This is a genomic window from Dinoroseobacter shibae DFL 12 = DSM 16493 (assembly GCF_000018145.1).
Taxonomy (GTDB): domain Bacteria; phylum Pseudomonadota; class Alphaproteobacteria; order Rhodobacterales; family Rhodobacteraceae; genus Dinoroseobacter; species Dinoroseobacter shibae.
This window is the reverse complement of record NC_009956.1, coordinates 65,969-88,278: the sequence shown is the minus strand read 5'-3', so window position 1 is coordinate 88,278 and position 22,310 is coordinate 65,969. Positions and strand designations below refer to the sequence as shown.

14 protein-coding genes are annotated in these 22,310 nt (G+C 66.0%); 8 read left to right on the top strand and 6 right to left on the bottom strand.

Features of this window, described 5'->3' with window-relative positions:
- Nucleotides 1–16 precede the first annotated feature (16 nt).
- The gene (locus DSHI_RS23015; protein ID WP_012187262.1) at nucleotides 17–3,511 is read right to left on the bottom strand and encodes a calcium-binding protein; all 3,495 of its coding nucleotides are present in this window, start codon (nucleotides 3,509–3,511) and stop codon (nucleotides 17–19) included.
- Nucleotides 3,512–3,919: 408 nt separating this feature from the next.
- Between DSHI_RS23015 and DSHI_RS19525 the strand changes: the two genes are divergently transcribed.
- The 8 genes from DSHI_RS19525 (at nucleotide 3,920) to DSHI_RS19490 (ending at nucleotide 15,524) form a co-directional block, all read left to right on the top strand.
- Nucleotides 3,920–4,723, top strand: a complete 804-nt coding sequence (locus DSHI_RS19525; protein WP_012187261.1) for a trypsin-like serine peptidase — start codon at nucleotides 3,920–3,922, stop codon at nucleotides 4,721–4,723.
- A 434-nt stretch (nucleotides 4,724–5,157) separates the two neighbouring features.
- Nucleotides 5,158–6,333, top strand: a complete 1,176-nt coding sequence (locus tag DSHI_RS19520; RefSeq protein ID WP_012187260.1) for a polysaccharide pyruvyl transferase family protein — start codon at nucleotides 5,158–5,160, stop codon at nucleotides 6,331–6,333.
- Nucleotides 6,334–6,395: 62 nt separating this feature from the next.
- Nucleotides 6,396–7,475, top strand: coding sequence for a UDP-glucose 4-epimerase GalE (gene galE, locus DSHI_RS19515; RefSeq protein ID WP_012187259.1), 1,080 nt, complete (start codon nucleotides 6,396–6,398; stop codon nucleotides 7,473–7,475).
- Between the two features lie 95 nt (nucleotides 7,476–7,570).
- Nucleotides 7,571–8,461, top strand: a complete 891-nt coding sequence (locus DSHI_RS19510; RefSeq protein ID WP_012187258.1) for a hypothetical protein — start codon at nucleotides 7,571–7,573, stop codon at nucleotides 8,459–8,461.
- 4 nt (nucleotides 8,462–8,465) lie between these two features.
- A complete protein-coding gene (locus DSHI_RS21545; RefSeq protein WP_012187257.1) occupies nucleotides 8,466–12,374 on the top strand; it encodes a glycosyltransferase in 3,909 nt (1,302 codons plus the stop codon).
- Nucleotides 12,375–12,485: 111 nt separating this feature from the next.
- Complete coding sequence (locus DSHI_RS19500) at nucleotides 12,486–13,475, top strand: hypothetical protein (RefSeq protein WP_012187256.1); 990 nt, start codon at nucleotides 12,486–12,488, stop codon at nucleotides 13,473–13,475.
- 122 nt (nucleotides 13,476–13,597) lie between these two features.
- A complete protein-coding gene (locus DSHI_RS19495) occupies nucleotides 13,598–14,377 on the top strand; it encodes a sulfotransferase domain-containing protein (RefSeq protein WP_012187255.1) in 780 nt (259 codons plus the stop codon).
- Nucleotides 14,378–14,393: 16 nt separating this feature from the next.
- Nucleotides 14,394–15,524 carry a polysaccharide pyruvyl transferase family protein gene (locus DSHI_RS19490; RefSeq protein ID WP_012187254.1) on the top strand — a complete coding sequence of 377 codons (1,131 nt, stop codon included), beginning with the start codon at nucleotides 14,394–14,396 and terminating at the stop codon, nucleotides 15,522–15,524.
- A gap of 54 nt (nucleotides 15,525–15,578) precedes the next feature.
- Here DSHI_RS19490 and DSHI_RS19485 read toward each other — a convergent pair whose 3' ends face one another.
- The 5 genes from DSHI_RS19485 to DSHI_RS19465 all read right to left on the bottom strand — a co-directional run bounded on the left by DSHI_RS19485 (nucleotide 15,579) and on the right by DSHI_RS19465 (nucleotide 22,272).
- Nucleotides 15,579–17,516 carry a heparinase II/III domain-containing protein gene (locus tag DSHI_RS19485; RefSeq protein ID WP_012187253.1) on the bottom strand — a complete coding sequence of 646 codons (1,938 nt, stop codon included), beginning with the start codon at nucleotides 17,514–17,516 and terminating at the stop codon, nucleotides 15,579–15,581.
- A 4-nt stretch (nucleotides 17,517–17,520) separates the two neighbouring features.
- On the bottom strand, nucleotides 17,521–18,687 hold the full coding sequence (locus DSHI_RS19480) for a nucleotide sugar dehydrogenase (protein ID WP_044029446.1): 1,167 nt from the start codon (nucleotides 18,685–18,687) through the stop codon (nucleotides 17,521–17,523).
- 210 nt (nucleotides 18,688–18,897) lie between these two features.
- Complete coding sequence (locus DSHI_RS19475; protein ID WP_012187251.1) at nucleotides 18,898–19,140, bottom strand: hypothetical protein; 243 nt, start codon at nucleotides 19,138–19,140, stop codon at nucleotides 18,898–18,900.
- A 133-nt stretch (nucleotides 19,141–19,273) separates the two neighbouring features.
- Nucleotides 19,274–20,035, bottom strand: a complete 762-nt coding sequence (locus tag DSHI_RS19470; protein WP_012187250.1) for a YjbF family lipoprotein — start codon at nucleotides 20,033–20,035, stop codon at nucleotides 19,274–19,276.
- A complete protein-coding gene (locus DSHI_RS19465; protein ID WP_012187249.1) occupies nucleotides 20,032–22,272 on the bottom strand; it encodes a YjbH domain-containing protein in 2,241 nt (746 codons plus the stop codon). The genes DSHI_RS19470 and DSHI_RS19465 overlap by 4 nt, the downstream gene beginning before the upstream one ends.
- Between the last annotated feature and the right edge of the window lie 38 nt (nucleotides 22,273–22,310).

The following is a 22,310-nucleotide window of genomic DNA, read 5'->3' as shown; positions in this document are numbered from 1 at the left end:
TATCCGGCGGGCATGCTCAGAAGATATCGATCAGGTCCGCCAGCCGGGTGAGGTTGAACACCCCCTCCAGATCGAGCCCGTCGCCCGTCTCGAAGCGCAGCTGAACCCCCTCCGCGTCCCGTTGGGAGAACCGCTCCAGCACGGTCGCCCCGTCCAGCCCTGCGATCCCCAGCGCCGCGCCGTCCAGCGCCAGCCGGTCCACCATGAGCGAGAAATCCGTGATCACGTCGGTGCCTGCATCGAAGACGAACACATCCGCCCCAATCCCGCCGGTCAGGACATCGTTGCCCGCCTCGCCGGCCAGCCGGTCATTGCCCTCACCGCCCTGCAGAGTGTCATTGCCCGCCCCACCGAAGAGCTCGTCGAACCCGGTCTGGCCGCGGATCAGGTCGTTGCCTGCGCCGCCGCGGAGCACATCGATCCCCTGGCCACCCTGCAGGGTGTCATCGCCCGCGCCGCCCTCGATCAGGTCGTTACCCGCATTGCCCGACAGGCTGTCATCGCCCGCGCCGCCAAAGAGGCTGTCGAACCCTTCCAGTCCGGTCAGGATGTCATTGCCGTCACCGCCGTCGAGCCAGTCGAACCCGACCCCGCCATTCAACGTGTCATTGCCCGCATCCCCGAACAGCCAATCATTGGCATCGCCACCTTCTAGCTGATCTGCGCCGTCGCCCCCCTCCAGAGTGTCGCTGCCGCCCAGGCCCCAGAGGATGTCGTCGCCGATCTCGCCCAACAGGTGATCGTTGCCCTGGCCCCCGGTCAGCCAGTCATGGCCCGAACCACCGCGGATCAGATCATTGCCTGCATTGCCCTCCAGGAAGTCGTTGCCGCTCTGGCCCAGCAGGGTGTCGTGGCCAGCATTGCCAAACAACAGATCGTCATCGGCCCCGCCCTCCAGGGTGTCCGCGCCGATCCCACCTTCGATCCAGTCGTCACCGCCGTGACCCATTAGCCGATCATTGCCAGCCCGGCCGCGCAAGATGTTGACCCCGGCATTTCCCTCCAGCAACTCCTCGAGAGAGCTACCCTGGAACGACTCCTGCAACACCGTCGGCAAGATCGGCACCCGGCTGAGCTCCAGCATGTCGAGCCCGGCAAGCACGCCCGGATCAAGCGGCGCACCGTCCACGCTGCGCAGCACCAAGGTTTCATCGCGATAGGTGATCCGGGCCCCGTCTTCGATGGCGGCAATAGAAAGTTGCATGGTGCTGCGCAGCATCTCCCAGCCAGACAGGTCGAGCCGGTCCTCATCTGGATTGAAACCGACAATCTCGTCCAGAGCGCCATCGGCAACAAGAACGAAAATATCGGCCCCCGCGCTTCCAACCATCCGGTCCGCGCCCGCCCCATCGACCAGCAGGTTACGCCCGGCTCCGGCGCGCACATTCTCATCCGTGCCATTGCCCGTGATGTTGTAATGGTCGTTGCCATGAACCGCGTTGGCTTGGAATGCGCGCGGCATTGGGGCTCCTGCCTGTTCGAATACTGCAGGCACTGTGTCGGGCAATGGCACTTCCCGGGAATTCAGCAGCCAAATGCTCGGCAGGAACGTGCGATCCAAGGACGTGCCGCCGGAGCTGTGGAGTATCAGCACCTCGTTGCCATGGAGCAAACGCGCACCCGTGGAAGTTGCTTCGAAAGTAATTTGCGACGTCGCTCGCAATGTCGTCCATGCAGATAGATCAAGCTGGTCCTCTTCGGGGTTGAAATCCCAAATCACGTCTTCCAGACCATCGGCAGCCAGCACGAACAGATCCGCGCCGGTGCCACCACGCAAATCGTCCCGACCGTCACCGTCGTGGAGGATATCTGCGCCATCCCCACCCTGCAGATCATCGTCGCCAGCCTCACCCAACAGCGTGTCGTCGCCTGCGCCGCCGCGCAGAATGTCACCGCCATTTGCGCCAAACAACATGTCCGTTCCGGCGTTGCCCTCCAGGGTGTCGCTTCCACCCCCGCCTTGAAGAGCATCACCTGCGTCACTTCCCCAAAGATGGAGATTTCCTTTACCAGGAGATTGCTTTGACGCGATAACTCGCACGAGTTCGTAATTCTGAGACAGATTTACCGTAAACCCCTCATCCCAATGTTGAATACTGTGCCGCGTGGCAAGCACGGACGTTTCATCAAGCGTGTCGGAAAAGTTGAAGACGGGATCATCGACCGTAATTTGCTCGCTCCACGCAAAACCGATGACATCCGGATCGCCGATATAATCCGACAGGATTATTTCAACTTCCATCTCGACATCGGTCTCGGCCATTTCGAAACGATTTGCCGCAATGAACATGACGTATTTACTGTCATCCTCGAAGAGGAAAACCCGATATGGCGTTGGATCATTTTCTCCATCGATATCCGACCTGAAATATCCTGCGCGGATCTGGTTGCCATCGGCATCTTTGGTAATGTCATGGGACAGCGTCGTTCCGATCAGGCTCTCGTGGACAAGCCGTATCACTTCCGCTTTGGGCGTGTAATTGAGAGATCCGTCCCTGTTCACGGAAGATGTTTCGTTCGGGTGAGCTTCTGAGACGGCAACACCCCAATGAGAGGCTTTATCGACCCCAAGAAGGCTGAAGTTCGCAAACATTTCAACAACTGCACTCAGTTCCTTCATGCCGTAATCGTCGGCAATCGGATCCGGCTCCTTCACATTTCCGTCTTGATCCCTTACGGTTGGTGTTCCCGTATTCCAGGCAGAGACATAATGATCGAGACTGCGCTCATCCTTACCGGTCTTTTCAAGCCATTCATCGAAATATTGCTTGGACGCATCGTTCAGCCCTGCCCACCCCTTGTCCCATGAAAGACCGTGGTTCTTGTTGAGCTCATGATTGCGGACAGCATCGATATGGTGACTGAAATCGTCATCGATCTGTGCAATCACGATCTGGTTCATGCTCTGGTTCTGACTGATACCCATTTGAATCGCTATATCGACTGGATCGTCCATCGCATAGTCGCCCAGAATCTTGTCATAGGCCGCGAGGAACGTATTGGCTATTTGCCCATACTTATCTTGGTTTTCTCCAAAATGAAGAGACGCCTCATTCCCGATTTCAAGCGTAAAATTCGCAGGAACCTTGCCCCAGGCCTTCTCTACCAAGAGCTTCTCCAAGAAATCGTAATATTCTTGAAATGCAAGGTCAAGATTGGGCGATTCCATCATTCCATTCTTAATAGGATCAGTGTAGCAAAGTGTAGGAATGATTATTGAAACTCCGAGATCCTCTTCTACAGCGACGCTTAATATCTCGGAAAGCCCTGCAGGGATTGCGCCAGTACCCGATTGATTCTCCAGGAGATTGTCTGCTGTCAGGTCATAATAATTTTCATCGCCCGCATTCCTGAATCCGATCTCTGACAGGGTTCCTCCAGGCCATCGGATCGATTCAATCCCGGTATAGTTCGTGATTTCTATGAAGTTTTCGAGACTTACGCGGTTTGGCATATTTCCTGTGTAGATCATACCAAAGTGGTCTGCGGTAATTTCGGAAAATTGAGCCATGTGGTTTCCTCGGCGCGAAGATTATCTCTTCGCGGATCCACACGGCTTGAGAGGCGCTTTCTTTTGGTGTCTCTGTGTCTATTTCGGAAAAATTTATTCTTTTCCGGAGCTGGCCTTGCAGCCAGCAGGCAACCCATGCAGCGTGGCTGGGTGCCGAGCGGAAGACCTCGGGCTATTGGCCCTCGGGTATGGTCTGCATCGACATGTCCGCCTCTGCATACAGGCCGCCGGAGCGTTTCCTCGAGAAGGTGATCCGGCTATGCTTCGAAAAATGGGAACCTGGCGGTTTCCCCGGCAGGTTCGGGTAAGGTCCTCGTGTCAGCACGGCACTGTGCCGGGCTGTATGCTGCCCGGACAGTACACCCGTGGCCGACTGCCGCGCGGGAAACCGCATCCAAGAGAGGGTTCATGCTGCGTCTGGTCGCTGTTCTTCTGCTCTGTCTCACCGGCCTCGCCCAGGCGCAGGCGCCTCCGGCGCCGGACCCCGGAAACGATCGGGTCTACCGCCCCGGGCTCAGCGCGATCTGTGCCCTGGGTCAGCGCCAGAGCGCGGGCTGTGCCGCGATCCGCGCCCGCGAGATCCTCGACGCCGCCGCCCCGCCCTGGTCGGCCATCGGAAGGGTGAATTTCGGCGGGCTGAGCCAACGCAGCCATTGCACCGGCACGCTGGTGGCCGAGGACCGGGTGCTGACCGCCGCCCATTGCCTCTACAACGCCGCGCGCAAACGCTGGCTGCCGCCCGAAAGCCTGCGCTTCGTGGCGGGATACCAGCGCAGCACCGGGATCGGCGTGGCGGGGGTGACGGGATATGTGCTCGACCCGGTCCACGATCCCGACAGCCCGGTCTTTCACGGGGCGGTGGCCACGGACTGGGCCGTGCTGGTGCTGGACGCGCCCCTCGGGGCCACGGTCGGCACGCTGCCGCTGGCCGGGCCCGAGGCCGCGGGCGAAATCACGCTGGCCGGCTATGCGGGCCTGCGCCCCCATGTGCTGAGCCGCGCCCGGGCCTGTCCGCTCGAAAGTGCACGGGCGGGCGGGGCGGAAATCCTCGCAACCTCCTGTGCCGCCATGCAAGGCGACAGCGGTGCGCCGCTTCTGGTCATGACCCCCACCGGCCCTGCCATCCGCGGCGTCCTGTCGGCGGTGACCACCACCCCGGACGGCCCCCGGGCCCTGGCGATCCCGATCGACACCCTTCCCGTCACGCCCTGAGTCCGACCGGTCGGAGCCGACCCGGGCGGAGCAGAGACCCCGAAAAAGCCCCGAAAAGACCCTGTTTTCGATGCGGCGCGGCACCCGACCGCCCCAGCTCCAAGCAGGTATCGAACACGGGGGACGCCATCACGCGAAGCCCCCCAAGCGGGCGGGGCACGGGGATGTCCGGTGCGTTCGAGGGGCCTGCAATCCGGGCCGGGCCACCGACCTGCGCCGCGGCAGCGATCTTGCGGGCCAAGTTGCGTGTCGGCGGCACCCGTGGCAGGATCGCACCCCGAGACAACCCATTGGTTGCCGACAGGCGTGGCCCTGCGGGCGTGCTCCCACCCGGTTCCGAAAGCCTGTCAGGTAATCAAGGTTATGTTAAATTTCAGAAAATCTTGCGGGCACGCCAACACCCGGTCAGGGATCTGCGGCCCGCGCAAATTCCCATGAAAAGACCCTATATCTCGGCCATTTCGCCCCTGCCCGGCGACGACGCCACCCGGGCGCCGGAGGCGTTCCTCGACGCGACCGGGCAGAATACCGGCAACCTGATCTTCTCGGCCGCCCTGCGGCGGCTGGTGCGGGGCGCAGACTTCGACATCACCGGGCCGGAAGCCTTCGCACGCCTGCGCGAGACCTGTGACGGCGTGGTGATCGCGGCGGCGAACTGGCTGCAGCCCGGGCGGGATCTCGGCGAGATGGCCGCGCTGATCGAACAGGTGGACAAGCCCACGGTGCTGGTGGGCCTCGGCGCCCAGGCCCAGGACGGGCGCATTCCCGAACTGCCCGCGGGCACACGGCGGCTGCTGGCGGTGGTCTCCGAGCGCAGCGGCGCGATCTCGGTCCGGGGCGATTTCAGCGCCGAGGTGCTGGACCATTACGGCATCTCCAACGTGACGGTGACCGGATGCCCCTCGCTGCTCTATCACCTGGACCGGCCGGCGGCGATCGCGCGCGCGCCGGGCGACGGCCCCTTGCGGCTGGGCCTGAACGGGCTGCTGCCGCCGCAGCGCGACGGCCCCCGGATGGACCTCGCCCGCTTCATGCTGGGTGAGACGCGGCGATTGGGGGCCGCGTACGTGGCCCAGACCGAACTGCCCCTGGTCCGGCTGGCCCGCGGGACCGCGCAGGAGGCCGACTGGCCGCACCTGGCCCGAGCCCTGGATGTGGATCTGACCCTGGACGGGCCCAACCGGGCCGAGGCCGCGGCCTGGGCGGCGCGGCGTCTGCGCATCTTCGGCAACGCGCCGGACTGGATCGACTGGGCCCGTGGCAGAGACCTGGTGATCGGCACCCGGCTGCACGGGGTCATCGCGCCGCTGCTGGCGGGCACGCCCGCGCTGCTGCTGACCCATGACAGCCGCACGCAGGAAATGGCCCGCCAGGCGGGGCTTCCGGCCCTGCCCTTCGCGCAGGTCCGCCAGGCCGGCCGGATCGATCCGCGCGCCCTGTGGGCCCGGGTCGATCCGGACCGGTTCAACACCCGGCAAAGAGCCTATTTCAGCGCCTTTTGCCGGTTCTTCGACGCGGTGGGCATTCCCCATCGCCTGCAGCCGCCACAAACCACCACCCCGCCGACATCCTCCGGCACGCCCCCGCCCCGACACGGCCCCGCCCATTGACCCAGCCGCGCCCCCCCGGCAGAAGGGCAGCATCCCCACTGCGTTGACCCCCGAAGGCTTTCATGACCCAGACCATCCTTCTGACCGGCGGCGCGGGCTATATCGGCTCGCACACCTACGTGGCGCTGAAGGCGGCCGGGTTCGAGGTGGTGATCCTGGACGATTTCTCCAATGCCGCCCGCGATGTGCCCGACCGGCTGGAGCTGATCACCGGCGCGCCGGTGCGGCTTTATGAAGGCTCGGTTCTGGACCGGGGCCTGCTGGCGCGGCTCTTCACCGAGACCCGGATCGACGCGGTGGTCCATTTCGCCGCGCGCAAGGCGGTGGGCGAAAGCGTGGCGATGCCGCTGGCGTATTTCGAGACCAACTGCACGGGCCTCGTGGGCCTGTTGCAGGAAATGGAGGCCGCTTGCGTCCACCGGCTGGTGTTTTCCTCCTCGGCCACGGTCTACGGCATCCCCGATGTCACCCCGACGCCCGAGACCGCGCCCCACCGGCACATGAACCCCTACGGGCTGACCAAGATCACCGGGGAGCTGATCCTCGACGCGCTCGCGACGTCGGACCCGAAATGGGCCTTCGGCACCTTGCGCTATTTCAACCCCGCGGGCGCGCACGGCTCGGCGCTGATCGGGGAGGATCCGTCGGACATCCCCAACAACCTGATGCCCTACATCGCCCAGGTCGCCATGGGCCAGCGCCCCCATCTGCAGGTCTTCGGCGATGACTATCCGACGCCCGACGGCACCGGCGTGCGCGACTACATCCATGTGGAGGATCTGGCCGAGGGCCATGTGCTGTCGCTGAAATCCCTGCTGGAGACCGGCGAGAGCCACCTGGTCAACCTCGGCACCGGGCGGGGATATTCCGTGCTGGAGATGGTCGCGGCCTACTCGGCGGCCTGCGGGCGCGCCCTGCCCTACCGCATCGTGGACCGCCGCCCGGGCGACGTGCCGATCTATTGCGCCACGGTGGAGCGTGCCCGCGCGCTGCTGGGGTTCGAGGCGAAACGGGACCTGGCGCAGATGTGCGCGAGCAGCTGGGCCTGGATCCAGGCCCGGGCGCAGGCCAATGCCGCCGGGCGCCCCACGCCCCCCCGCCAGGACGGCCCGTACCGGCCCCGAGGCACACCTTCCGCCTAAATGCTGCGCTGCGACAGAAACCGGCTGTCCTGTCCGATCAGATGCATTAGAACGAGACCGATCACACATAATCCATTTTCTGCCAGGGACCGGGCATGCCCAAGACTTCGACGACCAAGACAGTTGCCGCTTCGAGGCGGCGCTCCGCGACAGGCTCCGGGGGATCGACACCCCCCAGGGTCTCCGCGACCAAGGCCGAAGTCGTCGAAATCCTCCTCGAGACCCAGAAGAAGCTGCTGGAGGCCGAAACTGCCCTGGGCACCCGTACCCGGACCATCTCAGCTCTGGAAGACGAGCTCGCCGCGGCGCGGGCCGAAGCGGACCGCGCCGAGACCGACGCCTATGCCGCGCAGGTGGAAATCCGCATCCTCGAAGGTGCGCGGGATGCCGCCCACGCCCGGCTCGCCGAAGCCCGCACCGAGGTGCTGGAACTCACCCGTGTGCTGGCCCGGATGCAGGAGCACCGCGACCAGGACGCCGCACGGATCGCCGAGCTCTCCGACCGGCTCACCAAGGCGGAAGGCAGCGGCAACAGCCATCTCGAAATGCTCCAACAGGAGCTCGCGACCGCGCGCGCCAAAGCAGGAAATCTGCCCGACCTGGAACAGACCGTGGCCCGCCAGACCCAGCAACTCGCCACCCAGGCCCAGGAAATCGTGGAGCTGTCCCGGCTGCTGTCGGAGGCCGAAGCCCGCGCCGACGACAGCGACCGCGCAGTCCACGCAGCCGGAACCTGGCTCGCGCCGCTGCTGGGACCATTGCTCAGCCACCCCTCCGGAGCGCCCTTCTCGGAAGAGGAGTACACCGAGTATGCCGCCCGGATCGTGGCCAGCGGCGCGTTCGATCCGGACTGGTACAACATGACCAACCCCGACGTGGCCGAGAGCGGCAGCGACCCGGCCCGGCATTTCCTCCAGTACGGGCTGGCCGAGGGCCGGGCCCCCCGGGATTTGCGCGTGCCGCACCAGCCCCCCGAGGCCGAGTGAGCCCATGAACGCCAACGCCGACAGCATGCAGCGCGACCGCACGGACCTGGAGGCCTCCGGGCTCTTCGACCCGGCATGGTACCTGGAAACATACCCGGATGTGGCGCAACTGGGCATGGACCCGCTGGAGCATTTCCTGTGGCTGGGCGCCCGGCTCAATCGCAGCCCCGGACCGACTTTCGATGCGGCCGCCTACCGGGCCGATTACGCGGACGTGGCCCGGGCCGATTACAATCCGGTGCTGCATTACATCCGCTACGGCCGCCCCGAGGGCCGCAAGGCCCGCGCGCCGGGGCTCACCATACCGCCCCTGGCCGAGAGCGCCGGGGCAAGCGCCCCCTTCAGACGGCTGACCGGCCACCGGGCCCGCCGCCCGGGACACCCGACCGTGCTGCTGGTGGCACATATCGTGGGCCACCAGCTCTACGGCTCCGAACGCAGCCTGCTCGACATGCTCGACGGGTTGGCGGCGATGGATGCCAACGTGATCGTCGCCGTGCCCAGCACCCGCAACAAGGCCTATATCGAGCTGCTGCGCGCCCGCGCCTGTGCGGTCAGCGTGCTGTCCTATGGCTGGTGGCGGGCGGGCACGGCGCCCGACGAAACCGTCATCGCCACCTTCGCCCGGGTGATCACGGAAGAACGTATCGACATCGTCCATGCCAACACGATCATGCTGCGCGAGCCACTGATCGCGGCCCGGCGCCTGGGGCTGCCGGCCGTGGTGCAGGCGCGCGAGCTGATCCGTCACGATGCCAAGCTGCTGGAGCTCATCGGGCTCAGCGCCGACGAGATCATCGCGGCGCTCTGGGAGAATTGCGATGTCATGATCGCCAATTCCCGGGCGACCGCGGCCTGTTTCGACACCGAAACCCGCCGCTCCGCCGTGGTCTACAACACCGCCGACATGACCGCGCTGCAGGCGCTGCCCCCGCCCCCGGCCGAAGCCCCCCTGCGGGTCGGCATGGTCAGCTCCAATGTTCCCAAGAAGGGGCTGGCGGATTTTGCCGAGGTCGCCCGTCTGGTGGCCGCCGAACTGCCCGACGCGGAATTCCTGCTGATCGGCCCGCAACACGAACATACCGAGGCGATCGAGGCCCGGATCGCCGACGGCTCCCTGCCGCGCAGCCTCAGGGTCGCGGGCTATCGCGACACCCCGGCCGAGGCCATGGCCGAGCTCGACCTGGTGCTCAGCCTGTCGCATTTCCAGGAAAGCTTCGGGCGCACCGTGCTGGAGGCCATGGCCGCAGGCCGGCCGGTCATCGTCTATGACCATGGCGCCCCGCCGGAACTGGTGGTGTCGAGCAAGACCGGCCAAGTGGTCCCCTTCGGCGACATCCAGGCCGTGGCCGACCAGGTCCTGGCCTATGGCCGCGACCGCAAACGGCTCTTGGTGGACGGGCTGCGGGCGGCCGACCACGCCGAGACCACCTTTGGGCGCACCGCCTATAACGCGGCCATGGCGGCGGCCTATGCGCCGCTGCTGCAGGAGCTGGCCCGGGATGCCCACCGCCCCGAGCAGATGGTGCTGCGCGCGCGCGACCTGCCGGTGAAGATCCCACGCGACACCCTCAAGGTCGCCTATTTCTGCTGGCACTTCCCGGTGCCCTCGGAAACCTTCGTGCTCAACGAGTTGCGCATCCTCAAGGCGCAGGGCATCGACGTGACGGTGTTTTGCCGGGACTCCCCCTACCCCGATTTCACGCCGGATTTCGACATCACCTGGGAGCAGGTCCACGATGCCGACCACCTGGCCCGGCGGCTCACCGAGACCGGGCGCGACGTGGTCCACGGCCATTTCGTCTATCCCACGGTCACCGAGATGGTCTGGCCCGCGGCACGCATCGCGAACATCCCCTTCACCTGCATCGCCCATGCCCAGGACATCTTCCGCTACCGCAACGCGGTGGCCAACCGGATCGACGAGATCAGCGCCGATCCCCTCTGCCGGCAGATCTTCACCCTGTCGCGCTTCCACCGGCAATACCTGGTGGACCGCGGCGTGCGCCCCGAGAAGGTGACCATCAATTCCAACTGCATCGACCCGGAGCTGTTCTCGGGCGGCAAGATCCCCGACCGGCCGGCCCGCCGCACCCGATCCGTTGCCGCGGTCTCGCGCTTTGCCGACAAGAAGGGGCTGGAGGTGCTGGTGCGCGCCGGCAAGCTGCTGGAAGACGACGGGATCACCATCAATATCCACGGCTACGGCCCGCTGGAGGATCTCTACCGCCAGATCATCGCCGAGCAGGAGATCACCAATGTCACCATCCACGGCCCCGTGGAGGGTCGCGCGGCGCTGCTGGAGGTGTTCCGCACCCATGATCTGTTCGCCGTGCCCTCGGTGCGCGCGCTGGACGGGGACATGGACGGCATCCCCACCACCCTGATGGAGGCGATGGCCGCCGGCCTGCCGGTTCTGACCACGCCCGTCGCGGGCATTCCCGACCTGGTGCGCGACGGGATCACCGGCATGCTGTCGGAAGATGCCACCCCCGAGGCGCTGGCCGCCAAGATCCGCGAATTCTACGCCCTGCCCGAGATCGCCGTGCAGGTGATGATCGAGGATGCCGAGGCCCTGCTGCGGCGCAACCATAACGGCCCGGATCTCGTGAACACGCTCCTGCGCTTCTGGGCGGGCGAGACCATCGACCTGATGATCGTGTCCTGGAACAACCTCGCCCAGACCCGCGAGGTGATCCGGCGGCTCTACGAATATACCGACCTGCCCTTCCACCTCATTGTCTGCGACAATGGCTCGGACCCGCCGGCGCTGGCGCACCTGCTGTCGGTCTATGCGGCGCGCACGAATTTCACCCTGATCCTGAACCGCGAGAACGCCTTCGTCGGCCCCGGCACCAACAAGTGCATCGCCCAAGGCGACTCCGACTACATGATCTATGTCTGCGGCAAGGAAGGCATGACCACCCGCCACGGCTGGGAGAAATCCTTCGTCACCTACATGGACGCCCACCCCCGGGTGGGCCAGGCCGGCACCCTGTGCTACTCGCCCAGCTATCTCTTCGGGCGCGACTACCCCGAGGGGGTGGCGCTGTTCCCGGATTTCCGCAACCCGGGCTTTGCCGCCGACAATCCCGACCGGCCGTTCTCTCACGTCCAGGGCGGGTTCTTCGTCATCCGGCGCGCCACCTATGACGAGATCGGCGGGTTTTCCGACGCGGTCCCCCACAGCTACACGGATGTGGAGTTTTCCTATTACGTGGAAAGCTGCGGCTGGGAGCTTGGCACGGTGCCCGGGCTGATGGCGCTGTTCAACAAGACCCGGCCCGGGCTGGAGGCGCGGGTGGACGAACATCACGGCGCGTTGCATCCGCCCAATCTCGACGATCTGCCCTGGCTCGACCGGATCGCCCGGCGCGAGGTGCGCCACTGCAACATGTGCGGCCACCAGGCGCCCGCCTTCGAGGGCGGCGATGCCGAGGCACGCTGCGCCGGGTGCGGCTCGGACCGCCGCGCGCGCAGCCTGCACCGGGTGCTGGCCGAGACCATCCTGCTCTATCGCCGCCTGCCGGGGCTGGGGGTGAACCTGCCCGCGCCGCTGCAGGGTTTCTGGTCGGACCAGTTCCAGGGCCCGATGCTGCCCCTGGAGGCGTTCACGGACCCCCTGAGCCGCGGCCAGACCCTACCCAACCGCGCGGGCGCGCTGCAGCTGGCCTGCCTGAACGACGTGCTGGATGACGTGGCCCTGCGCGGGGCGGCCCTGGCCGAGACCGCGCGCCTGCTGGCGCCGGGGGCCACGCTTTTCGTGGCCGGCGCCACCCCGCTCGACACGCTGGAGGCCGAGATCACCGCGGCAGGCTTCACGCCCGCGGGGCGCAAACGCCCCTGCTCGGCGGTGCTGCGCTTCGACTGGATCGAGATCGGCCTCTATACCCGCGCCGGAGACACGCAATGAGCCCGCCCACCCCGGCATGTGCCGGCGAAGGGCCTTGCAAAGAGCCGCTTGTCCGGGTCCCGCGCCTGAGACCCCCGAGGCCGGCGGTCCCGCCCGCGCAGGGAGGATGAGGTGGAACGGCTTTACATCCACATCGGCGCCCCCAAGACTGGCACGACCTATATCCAGCACGTGCTGAGCAAGTCCGCGCACGCGCTGGCCGCCCATGATTTTGTCTACCTGGAGGCATCGCGGCTCTATGCGGGGCATCACTGCTTGGCCTTCGCCATGCAGGGCGAGGACAACCCGCAAACCCATGAGCCGATCGACCTGGCGGCGGAGCTGGACAGCCTGACCACCGAGATCGACGGCACCCGGGCCCGGTTCGGGATCCTGTCCAGCGAGGAATTCTTCATCTGTCCCGAGGGTGCGATCGCGGCCCTCAGGACCGCGCTCGGCGACCTGCCCGTGACGATCATCGCCTTCGTGCGCAGATCCGACGACTTTCTGCTGTCCTACCACAATGAACGGATGAAGAAGTTCACGAAGGTCTTCACCCATTCGATCAAGGACATGATCGCGGACAGGACCCTCTGGCCGCGGGAGATGGCGTTCCGGACCAACCTGCTGACCTGGGCCCGGGTGTTCCCGGAGACGCCGCCGCGCGTGCATGCCTACGAGGCGGGCAACCCGCTCGTGACCCTGCTGGGCGATCTCGGCATTCACAGCGGAATCGGGATCCCCCCGAAAATGCGTCCGAACCGCAGCAAGCCGGCGAAGGCGATCGCGCTGCTGCGGTTGCTCAAGCTGGCCGACTGGCCCGCCGACGACCGCGGGCGGGTCTGCACGGCCCTGTTCGACGCTTTCGCGGAGGACACGACGCCGATGATCGGCCCCCGGGACCGGGCGCGGATCCTGCAGGGGAACGACCGCGAACTTTCCGGCCTGTTCGAGAGCCTTGGCCTCGAAGACCCTTATGCGGACATCGCCCGCCGGCTCCCCGCCACCGAGGTCCGCCCCGTGACCGAGATCCCGGTGGCGGCGCTGATCGACGAGGCGGAGGCCGGAACCGGCTGTGACTTCTCGAACCTGCGGGCCTTTGCGGCGCAGGCAGCGGAATAGATGACACGCGCCCGGTCCCCATGCCCGAACAAGGGCTTTTGGCCTTGTAAAGGGCCGCAGTCGCGGCGCAAACTCTCGCCATTCGGGCAAAACCATAACAAGACCGCCAGGACAGGACCTGCATGAAAGCCCCCAATCTGTTTATCCTCGGCGCCCAGAAGGCCGGCACCACCTACCTGGGCAAAGCCTTCTCCCACCATCCGGAAATCTTCTTCTCCGAGCCCAAGGAGCTGCTGTTCTTCCACAAGCCCGGGCTGACCAGGAAGGACTACCGCACCTACCTGCTGGATTATTTCGCCGAGGCCGAGGACCAGCCCTGGCGCGGCGAGGGCTCGACCACCTACCTGCAATGGCCCGAGGCCCTGCCCCAGATCAAACGCTTCGTGCCGGGCCGACCGAAATTCATCGTCTGCCTGCGCCAGCAGACCGAGAAATCGGTCTCCTTCTTCATCCACAACTGGCGCCGTGACCGCTACGCGCCGGGGCAGACGATCACCGAAACCGTGCCCATGCCCATCGCCTTCTCGCCGCTGATGACGGGGCTTTATGCGCCCTCGATCAAACGCTGGCTGGCGGAATACCCGCGCGAGGACTTCCTGTTTCTCAACTTCGACTGGCTGCGCGAGGATCCAGGCAAATTCGTCACCGCCGCGACCGACTTCCTGGGCGTGGCGCCGACCACGGATATCCCCGACAAGCTGGTGAACGCAGGCCTGCCGCTGGTGTGGGAGGACGATGTGCTGACCATCGCCAAGACCCCCGAGCCGGGCCAGGTCAAACCGGTCTTCACCCCCGAGGAGCTGCACGAGATCCACGCCATGTTCCAGGACGACATCACCAAGACCGAAGACCTCACCGGCCTAGATCTCAGCGCCTGGCGCGAGATGCCGAAGTTTGGGTAAGACCTAAAGGACCGACATGAAGAACCCCTATATTTCCAGCCTCTACCCCGAGGTCCCCGGCCCGCCCTTCCCCAAGACGCAAGAGTACCTGCAATGCGCGGGCAACAACCTGGGCAACTTCATGTTCTGCTCCTCGGTCCGCCGGATCGTGCGCACCACGACCCACCCGCGCGGGGATTTTCGCCGGCTCGACCTCAAGACCATCGCCGCGGAATGCGACGGGATCGTCATCGCGGCGGCCAACTGGCTTCAGCCCAAGCAGAACTATGGCGGCCTGGCCGACCAGATCGAAAAGGCGAACGTGCCCGCGGCGATCACCGGCATCGGCGCCCAGAGCTCCGGCGGCAAGATCCCCGAATTGCTGCCCGGCATGCTGCGGCTGCTCAAGGTGGTCTCCGAGCGGTCCCACTCGATCTCCGTGCGTGGCCCGTTCAGCGCCGAGGTGCTCAACCACTACGGCATCCAGAATGTCACCGTCACCGGCTGCCCGTCGCTGCTGTGGCACCGGGACCACCCCGCCGAGATCACCCGCCTGCCCCGGGACGGCCGGGTCGGCCGGGTCACGCTCAACGGCACCCTGCACCGCTTCGACATCCCCAAGACCCCAGGCAAGGTGGTCAAGCTGACCCGGTTCACCCTCCTGCAGGCCATGGCCTGGGGCTGCGACTACGTGGTGCAGAACGAACGCCCCTTCCTGCAGGCCCATCTGGGCGAGCTCGCCGAGGACGACCAAGACAGCTGGGACTTCCTGCATTACGTGTTCGACGAGCCGGACCGCGCGATTCTGAAAACCTACCTGGAACGCCATATCCAGGCCTTCCCGAATATTCCCGAATGGATGGCCTATTGCGCGAATCATGACCTGGTGCTGGGCAGCCGCCTGCACGGGGTGATCGTGGGGCTGCTCTCGGGAACACCGGGGGTGCTGATCACCCATGACAACCGGACAGAGGAAATGGGCCGCTTTGCCGGCATTCCGACCATCACCGCCGAGGATTTCATGTCGCGGCCCAAGATCGACCCGGACGCGATCCTCGCCGAGGCCGATTTCGACGCCTTCAATGCCCGGCAGAAAGACTATTTCCGGGACTTTGTGGCCTGGTTCGACGCCAACGAGATCCCGCATCGGTTGACCGTCACCCCATAGGAGTGACGGCCCAGGGGGGCCGGAGCCAAACGCGCGGCCACGGGGCGCGTCCCCTCAGCCGTCGTCGGAAATCCGCTCAAGCTCCCCCGTCGTCCGCGACAGGGCCAGGAGCCGGGTGTCGCCCCCCTCCAGCACCAGCTGCAGCGCGGCCCCGAAGGCCGCGTCCTCGGCCGGGCGCAGGGACACATCCGTCGGCACCCCGGCACTCCCGCGGGCGGCGAGGACCGTATACATCCACAGGTCCTCGGCCTCGACCCCATGGGCCAGCACGCCCCGGGTCTTGATCGGCATCTGGAATTTCTCTTCCTCGTAGACCGTGCTCAGGGGCCCGGTCGGGCTCAGGGTCCACAGGTCATAGACCGTGCCCCCGCTGGTCACCGCCATTCGGCCGGGACCATCCTCCTCAACCACCTGCGCGGGGTCTGCAAACTGCAGAAGCCGCTGGAACCGATGGGTCCCCGGCGCCTGCGGTACCACCCGGTCGATCAGGATCAGATAGGCGCCCGCCGCCTTGGAAAACGCCACATGCCTATCGGCCACCTGGACGGGGTTATACTCATCCTTATTGTAGGCCGCCCTGGCATCGGTCCCGAGCAACCAGAAATCTTCGGTTTGACGGACATAGCTTAGGCGCCCCTCGATGCCGTCCCCCTCGCCAGAGGGCAACTGCCCCCGCCCGTCGATCAGCACGGCGTTATGGCCATAGGACGAAGCGCCGCTGCCTTCGGTCCGGTAGGTGCCCTTGGAATACTCCGCCCACTTCTTCGACGCATCGCGCACCTTGCGGCCCGGCCCGGCGTCGATCAACACCGCATCACCATTACAGACCCAACTGACATGGCCCGCATCAGACTGGTTATGCGGCCCGATCAGCAGTTTGCTGGCCTTCACGAACAGTCGGCTGGAGGCGTCCTCCGACACCAGCAGCCCATAGCCTTCGGTCCGCGACAGAAGGGTCTGCACCTTGTTACGCGGTGCTGAATAGCCTTTGGGATGCAGGAACAACAAAGCCTCGTGCAGAGTGTTGTCGCCCCAGTCCCGGCTGCGCTCGACGAATTGCAGGGACGTGCCTTTCGCCATCAGCCGAGACCACATGCGGCCCGCCTTTACCTCGAACTCGGACCGAAAGAAGGTCAGAAAACCGTTCACCGCCGGGTGAGCGTCATAAAGCGAATGATTGTAGCTGAGCAGCGCGCGTTGGTTGACGATGGTGCCACTCTCGTACCAGTCCAGCAACTGGCCAAGCTTACGCTTGTGACGATCCCGGATGCGCCGATAGCGGCGTTCTACCTCGGCGTCCTTGCGCACCAGAATGTCGAAGGGGCCAAGCACCCGAAACACCGCGCCACAGTAATAGAACCCCTCATAGGGGACCCCTGTTTCGCGGATGCCGTGCAGGAAATAGTCTTCGATCCGGCGCAGCCCGAAATCCACATCGTGAAAGTCTGTGTCGGTCCAGTCCGCCTGGCTATCCCGGGTCCAGATCACGCTCAGCGCCAGGCCCGCCGCCGCGCAGGCGGAGTGATTCCAGGCATAGGTGCCCTCGGTCTCGCGCGTGCCGAATACCTTGCGATGACGCGCCTCGGACAACCAGTCCCGGCATTCGGCGATCTTAGCAACCAGGCCGGCCCGCGTGTCAGGGTGCAAATCATCCTGCACAAGATCGAGAAACACGATCAGCCCCAGCACGAAGTTCGACACGAACATGTCGTCGAACTTATCGGTGATCTCGACCTCGCAGACCGTCTTGCACAAAGCCTCGCACAGGACCGCACTCTCGTTATCCGGCATCAGGCGATGCTGCACACCGCGCATGTACATCAAGGCAAAGAGCCGGACCGCCACCGAGGCGTTGATCGAGGACATCACCTCTGATCCATCAGCGGGAAGACGGCCCGCATGCCTCTCAAAAGCCTTTTGAAGAGCCTGTTTCAGGTCCTTGGCATCACCATCCGGCGCCTGTTGCGCGGCGGTCATGATATAGGATGTCATATTCTCAACTCTCCCCGAAAAGATCCCGAGTGAACACCTTTTCCGCCACGTCCCGGATCGCGTCGTCCATCCGGTTCGCCACGATCACGTCCGCGCCGGCCTTGAAGGCCGCGAGATCCCGCTCCACCCGGGAGTTGAAAAAGGTCTCGTCGGGCAGTTCGGGCTCAAAGACCGTGACCTCGATCCCCTTGGCCTTGAGCCGCTTCATGATCCCCTGGATGGAACTGTCGCGGAAATTGTCCGAGCCCGCCTTCATCACCAGCCGGTAGATGCCCACGCTCTTGGGGGCCAGCGCCAGCACCTGCTCGGCGATGAAATCCTTGCGGGTGGTGTTGGCCTCCACGATGGCCGAGATCATGTTCTGGGGCACCGCGGCGTAATTCGCCAGAAGCTGCTTGGTGTCCTTGGGCAGGCAATACCCCCCGTATCCGAAGGAGGGGTTGTTGTAATGGTTGCCCACCCGCGGGTCATGGCACACCCCTTCGATCACCGACCGGCTGTCGAGCCCGTGCGCCAGGGCATAGCTGTCGAGCTCGTTGAAATAGGCCACCCGCATGGCGAGATAGGTGTTGGCGAAAAGCTTGATCGCCTCGGCCTCCGTGGGCCGGGTGAAGAGCACCGGCACGTCCCTGTCCAGCGCCCCCTCCACCAGCAGATCGGCAAAGACCCGGGCCGCCTCCCCCGCGCCGCCGACCACGATGCGTGACGGGTGCAGGTTATCCCACAGGGCCTTTCCCTCGCGCAGGAACTCGGGGCTGAACAGGATGTTCTCCACCCCCAGCCGGTCGCGCAAGGCGCGCGTGAAGCCCACCGGAATGGTCGACTTGATCACGATGGTGGCCTCGGGCGCCAGGGCCAGGGCGGTCTCGACCACCTGCTCGACCGACGAGGTGTCGAACCGGTTGGTCTCGGGATCATAGCTGGTGGGCGTGGCCACCACGATGAACCGCGCCCCGGCAAAGGCCGTGGCGGGGTCGGTGGTCGCGGTCAGATCCAGTGTCTTTTCCACCAGATACGCCTCGATCTCCGGATCGGCGATGGGCGCGGTCCCCGCGTTCAGCCGCGCCACCCGCTCTTGAGAGATGTCGAGCGCCACAACCTCGTGGCGTTGGGCCAGCAGCACACTCAGGGACAGCCCGACATACCCGATCCCGGCAACAGCAATTTTCATGAAGGGTCCGTCCGCGCAGTCCAGAGGCAAGGGGCCCAGGGCCCTGCTCGCAGGTTATCGGGGCAGATCGCCGGGGTCACCTGCGGCACAGGGCGCAGCCGCCCTCGTAACGACAGACGCGGACCCCGCAAGGGACCCGCGCCAGGGGTATCGCTGCCCCGGATCTGTGATACCGGCGCGGGACCCGACCGGGCCCCGGGCCGCACCATCTCACTCGGTGGTGGTGGTGCTGCTGGAGCCGTTGGAGCCTGCCGCAACGAAACCGGCAACCACGACCGCCCCGAAGGCGGCGCCCCCGACGGTCCCGAGACCCCCGGCCGCCAGAGCACCCTCTGTCGCCTGGGTGGACACCGTGACGTTGAGCGGAATGGTCTTGGTCTCTTCCGCGAAGGCCGGTGCGACGACCGATGCGGCCAGGGCCGCGCTCGCGACGAGTGTGGAAACAGTTTTCATGACTTACCCCGTAAGATTCGTGAATTCGCACCAGAGTACGGAGGGAACCCGTCCCGAACAATGGCGAACCCTGCAGATCGCGAAGGTTTTAGCGGTTTTTCGCGACATTCCTGCCACGTCGGCAGGCAAATGCCTATTTGATCAGCCGTTCGATCCGGACATGGCCGAAGTCCGGCCCCGCCCATTGCTGCGACTGCCACAGGGTGCCGTCCCCTGCCCCGCGCCAATAGGTGTTGCCAAATGTCCCCGTCGGCCCCGCACAGGCCTCGGTGAAGCGGGTCGTGGCCACGCTGCGCTCCAGGATGGTGATGGTCTCGGCCCCCTCGGCGCGCAGGGTGCAGTCGAAACTCAGGGTCAGGGCATCGGTATTGCCCACCAGGACCACATGGGACCGTGCGTAGCGCCCGCCACCCGCCCGCAGGGCCTGAGCCAGCCCCCGCAGGTCCGAAGACATCAGGTCGCGCCCCAGCCCCCGGGTCGCCACCAGAAGCCCGCCCCGGGTGGTCAGCGTGACCGGATCGCGCCCGCGCCAGGTGATCAGCGGCGCCGCCGCCGGGCCGCCGCGTGCGGCAGGCACCAGGGTGGCCACCGGCCCGTCGGGCAGGCGCGTCACCCGGATCAGCGGGTCGGTGACACCGGCCAGCATCGCGCGGGTGATCCGGGTCTCCGTCCCGGCCGCCGGGTCCGGCTCGAGGCGGGTCTGCACCACGGCGACCAGGTCATCCCACAGATCCGCATCCTCGGCGATATTGTCAGACGCACAACCCGCCAGCAGCAGCCCCAGCGCCAAGGCCCCGCCGATCCGGCCGATCCCCTTGTGAAGAGCCGCTTTCAGCCCCCGACCGGCGCCCGGTGCGTTTCGCAGCGCACGCCGCGCGATCCGATGCCCGCTCATTGCCATACCCGTTCCCATTGCCGCGTCAGGGCGCGGGCATGTTGCGCGCGGACCGGGTCGTAAAGCCGCCCCGGCACCTCCAGCCGCTGGCCGCCGTCGCGCTGCAGGGGCCGGATCGTGGTCGACAGGGCGGTGCGGTTCGGCTGGCCCAGGATCCAGCCCGCCGGGATCGTCAGCATGATCCCCTTGTCGAACGACCCCTCGCCGAATTCCTCGGCCGAGACATCGGTCAGCGTGAAGAACCCGCCCAGCTTCCAGCCATTGCCGAATTCCCGCGACAGGGTGAAGGTCGCGCCCTTGTCGCCCGCCAGGTACTGGCCCACATCCACCTGCCCCAGGTAGCCATCCCCGAACGCGTAATAGGCCGAGGCATGCCCGGTGATCACGTCATAATCCTGGAAGCCGAGGCGCTGGTCGAAATCCCGCTGGCGGGCATAGTTCAGCTCCACCCCCAGGGCCAGGCGGCTGTCCACGGGTTTCCACAGCAGCTCCGCCGAGACCCCGCCGAACATGGATTCCAGGTAGCCCGCGCTGACCCGCCCATAAAGATCCTGACCGGGGCGGAACGTATAGGCCAGCACCAGGTTGTCGAGCCCCGGATCGCCCTCCCGCGCATAGAGCACCCCGTTCGAACGGACCGGGGGCAACTGGCTGTTGGACACGCGCGTGCTGTCGGCGATGGTGCCGACGATTTCCTTGGTGATCGACCCCGACAGGCTCAGGTTCGGCGTGATCTGATAGGACGCGCTGGCATCCAGCCCGATCTCGAACCGCCAGGGCTCGTCCGGATCGAAGAAGCTCTGCTCCAGGTAGGGCCCCAGGGACCAGGAGAAGCGCGGCGCGACCGTCTCGGAGGCCACCGCCGTCTCCGGCAGCGGGGGCGCTTCGGAAATCTCGCTCTGCGCCAGCAGCCGCGCCCCGGCCTGGGGCGTGAATTCCAGCTCCTCCAGCGCCGTCCGGCGCAGGGTGATCCGGCTCGCCGGCATGCCCGACACCTCCGGGGTCAGGTGGAAGGTCTCGATCGAGGGCGGCAGCACCCGGGCCAGCACCCGCGCCACCCGCCCCACCGCGTTGGCCGAGGACAGGTAGCGCGCGTTGCGATAGCGCAGGTCGATGCTGGTGCCCGTGGCCGCCAGCGCCTGCAACTCGATCCCTTCCGCGGCGAGCGGCGCTTCCAGGGCGTCGCGCAGGGTCTCCTGCGCGCCGGGGATGGTGATCCAGTCCGCCGACCAGAGGGTCGGGTTGGCCGCCCGGTCCGGGCGCGGGTCCACCGGGTCGGGGGCCGCCACCCGCATCGGCACCGCCGGGCGCCGCGGGTTGAGCTGGAATTGCGCCATCACGCCCAACTCGGCCCCATAGAGGTAATACCCCCCCAGCCGCCAGTCCTCGCTGACCTGGTATTCCAGCCCGAAATTCCAGTCCGACTCGCGCTCGAACACGTCGCGGTCGACGGTCTCGGCCTCATAGGCATCGGTGGAATATTCCAGCTTCAGACCCAGCCGGTCCGTGGGCTGCCACTCGATCCCGGCAAAGACCGATTGCGGGCCGCGAAACCACTGGTCGGTGCTCGGCTCCCCGCCGGTATCGTTGGGATCGAAGGCCGGCCGCTCGTCGGAAATCAGCCCGCCGAAGGAGCTCGCGCTGCCGAACCGGCCCCAGCCGAGGCCCACCGTGCCCTTGAGGCCCCCGGCAAAAGTCTTGGTGGCGGCGATGTATTCCCCGGCATAAATCCCGGTGCCCGCGAAATCCTGCAACCCGATGGTCACCGAGGGCAGAAAGCGGCTCTCTTCAAGGGCCAGAAAGCGCAGATCGAAGCTGCGATCGTAATAGGTATCGAACCCGTCGCTGTCCCAGTCGCGGATCGCCGAATAGCGGAAACTGCCCGAGATGCGCGGGGTGAGCTGGAAGCTGAGCGTGGTCCGGGTGGTGCCGCCGAAGGTCGACACGCCCACCGCGAGCTGGCCGTCGGGCATGGCCTCGCCGGAGGGCAGGTCGATCAACCCCGGCACCCCGTAGAAGTTCAGGCTCGGCTGGCGAAAGATGGTCTCGGGGCTGGGGCGGAACGCGCCCTCGGGCCCGGCAGCGGCGGCGCTGGCCCCGCGCTCGGACGGGCCCTGCACCGCAAGCAGCTGCTCGGTGCTCTGGGCCTGCAGCGCCGCGGCGGAGACCGACAGCAACAGCGCCAGCAGACCGCCCCGCGCCAGGCGGTATTTCGCCGCGAAACGACCCGCGCGCATGTCCCCGCCCCCCGGAAGGGATCCGGATGCGGAAAGGA